Here is a 2958-nt window from a genome sequence, read left to right on the forward strand (position 1 = left end):
CTTAATCTCAATCAAATTGCACAAGTAAACTATTTGGTTATTGCAGAGCGTTTTCCTGAGCGCTATTTTAATTGGCCGGCTCAAGTCGATGTATTAAAAAACATGCTTGCTTTCGAGGACTCAAAAAGTACACCTGATAATGTTATTACTTGGCTTAAGTTAACCCAAGATACGCTAGACAGTGCAAAACAAAGCAATTTAAAGCTGAATAAAATTGAGCTCACATTATTACAAAGCTATGTATTGAGTGCTATAGGAAGTAATGATGCTCAACCAGCACTTAAGAGTCATATAAGAGCTTTTAGCGATTATTTAGCTAGTTATAAGCCCAGAGGCAGTGTTGGTTTAAGAGGGCTTCCAAATGGAACACAGTGGTATCAGAGCAAGCTTAATTACTTTAGTGGCGAAGTACACTCACCGCTAGAATGGGTTACTCTTCTTAATGAAAAAATAAAAGTATCAGAGCATGTAGTATTCGATAGCAAATTGTCTACCTCTCATCAAACATCATTTGTAGTAAAGTATCTCTCGGATGAAAAGTTAATAGAGGGACTTGATTGGCAGTCTGCTTATCTAGACTTACCGGCAATGGCGAGCAATATGAACATGTCCGATAAAGATAACACTCTTATGCTTGCAATGATGGAATCAGATATTGGCATTCATTACCATGCGTGGACTTTGCCACAAGCAAAGGTGAACCTTATGAAACGCTTAGAAATAAGCCAGGAAGAGGCCCAATATTTAGTTGAAGATATATTACTTTATCCTGGACAATCATTTAGCTTTATACAGCAACTGATGTAATAACTTTTAAGTGCGCTCATGATGCGCACTTTGTACATCGTTGAATTGCAGGGTCTTGTTCAAGCAATTTGGCTGATATCTTTTCTTCACAGTCACAGCAGTAACCGTATTGGCCAATTTCTATTTGGCTTACTGCTGCTTCTAGTTTAGTCATGCGATTGATTAAAAGCGCATATTCAGGCCCTAGTTTCTGTGCTGCACAGTCTAACCATTCATTGTTTGCTGTACTGTTTAAAATTTTTATTAAATGCTGGTGTGCCGGATAGGCTGATTGAGAAAGCATAGTTAATATATGCAATTTAACTTGTGCTATTTCATCGTTTAGAATCTTTTGATGATGCATTATCAGTACAACCTTATTAAATTGTCTTTTCGTTATACTGATATTATCTAGATGCTTTAATCTAGCCGTTATGATTTGAATCAAGTTGCGGTGCTTTGGCGTATTTATTTAATACGCTTGCCACATCTTCTTTACTTTTTAAACGCCTGATTTCATCAAATAAATCGATCGCTTGCGGGTATTGGCGTTTAAGGTAACCTAGCCATTGCTTTGTACGAGAAGCAAAGTACTTTACATCTTTTGCAGGGTCTTGATGAATAGCAGAGTGGATTAAGTGATAAATAATATGCTCCCATTGAAGGCCATCATATTGTTCGTTATTTACATGAGCTTTAATTTTTTTTGCTAGATCAGGGTGCGAAAGGGCGCCACGACCAAGCATTAAATCAGTGCATCCACTACGTTTTTGGCAAAGCATAGCGTCTTCAACTTGCCAAATTTCACCATTAGCAACAACGGCAATGTTTTTATCTTTTATTATTGGCGGAATTTTTTCCCAATATGCTGGCGGGTTATAGCCATCACGTTTGGTCCTAGCATGTATAGCTATACTATTTGCGCCCGCACTTACCACAGCATCAACTATTTCTTGGCTATTACTGTCATCATCAAATCCTAAGCGAATTTTTGCACTTACTTCATGTTTATCATCTACAGCGTCTCGGACTGCTTTGATAATAGTGTACATATGATCAGGATCTTTAAGTAGTACAGCGCCTCCTCGACTACGATTTACAGTTTTTGCTGGGCAGCCAAAGTTAAGGTCGACCCCATGAGATCCTAAAGCAATTGCTCTTACTGCATTTTCGGCTAACGGATTTGCTTCTTGGCCGAGCAACTGAACACGCACAGGAGTACCTGCTCGCGTAAATCCATTATTATGTAGTTCAGGGCAAAATCGATGAAAAACTTTGTCAGGTAAGCATGTTTCAACCACTCTTACAAACTCGGTAACGCACAAATCGAACCCACCAATATCAGTGAGTAATTGTCGCATTTTAAAATCAACGACACCTTCCATAGGCGCTAAAACAAGTTTCATAAGGTGATTAATTTTGATAAAAAACTGGACGCATAGTTTACCTGTAAATCACACATTGATAAATCTGTAATTACCAACCATATTTAATGTAGAAACCGCAAAAGTAAATATTATGAAAATAAATGAAAGTTTTTATTCTTGTACAGGTCTACTTAAGCATACAAGCAATTTAAAATACATTTTTATTGCTGAGATTTACAATACTTGATTAAAGAGAGTCACAAAATGAATACAGTTAAAAAAAATACAATCGCGTTAACTTTAGGTGCAGTAGTTGTTGGCTCTGCAAGCTTTGTATCTGCAGATGTACAGGCTAATCCATTTGAGTTTCAACAATTAGTGACAGGTTACCAACTTGACGCTAAAGAAGGCAAGTGCGGCGAAGGTAAATGTGGCGGCGATGCAAAAGATGCAAAAGCTAAAACAGAAGGCAAGTGCGGCGAAGGTAAATGTGGCGGCGACGCAAAAGATGCAAAAACCAAAACAGAAGGCAAGTGCGGCGAAGGTAAATGTGGTGGCGATGCAAAAGATGCAAAAGCTAAAACAGAAGGCAAGTGCGGCGAAGGTAAATGTGGTGGCGACGCAAAAGATGCTAAAGGCATGAAAGCTAAAGCTGAAGGCAAGTGCGGCGAAGGTAAATGTGGCGGCGACGCAAAAGATACTAAAGGCGCTAAAGCTAAAGCGGAAGGCAAGTGCGGTGAAGGTAAATGTGGCGGCCGTTAATTTCTTATTCTAAATAAGTTATGCTAAAAGGGCCTTAAGGCCC

The 2958-nt window shown here is 38.7% G+C and carries 4 protein-coding genes; 2 read left to right on the forward strand and 2 right to left on the reverse strand.

Annotated features, from left to right (window positions below; genetic code table 11):
• Positions 1–807, forward strand: an 807-nt coding sequence (locus tag ENH88_RS17995; protein ID WP_304184363.1) for a hypothetical protein, incomplete at its 5' end; no start/stop codon positions are given.
• A 16-nt stretch (positions 808–823) separates the two neighbouring features.
• On the opposite strand, the gene ENH88_RS18000 is transcribed toward ENH88_RS17995, so the two are convergent.
• Complete coding sequence (locus tag ENH88_RS18000; RefSeq protein WP_076924115.1) at positions 824–1150, reverse strand: TraR/DksA C4-type zinc finger protein; 327 nt, start codon at positions 1148–1150, stop codon at positions 824–826.
• 61 nt (positions 1151–1211) lie between these two features.
• Positions 1212–2192, reverse strand: a complete 981-nt coding sequence (locus ENH88_RS18005; RefSeq protein ID WP_076924117.1) for a tRNA-dihydrouridine synthase — start codon at positions 2190–2192, stop codon at positions 1212–1214.
• 225 nt (positions 2193–2417) lie between these two features.
• Between ENH88_RS18005 and ENH88_RS18010 the strand changes: the two genes are divergently transcribed.
• Entirely contained in the window at positions 2418–2915 is a 498-nt protein-coding gene (locus ENH88_RS18010) for a hypothetical protein (protein ID WP_197185974.1), read from the forward strand.
• Positions 2916–2958: the final 43 nt, after the last annotated feature.

The organism is Pseudoalteromonas prydzensis, from assembly GCF_011050055.1.
In the GTDB taxonomy this organism is placed as follows: Bacteria; Pseudomonadota; Gammaproteobacteria; order Enterobacterales; family Alteromonadaceae; genus Pseudoalteromonas; species Pseudoalteromonas prydzensis_A.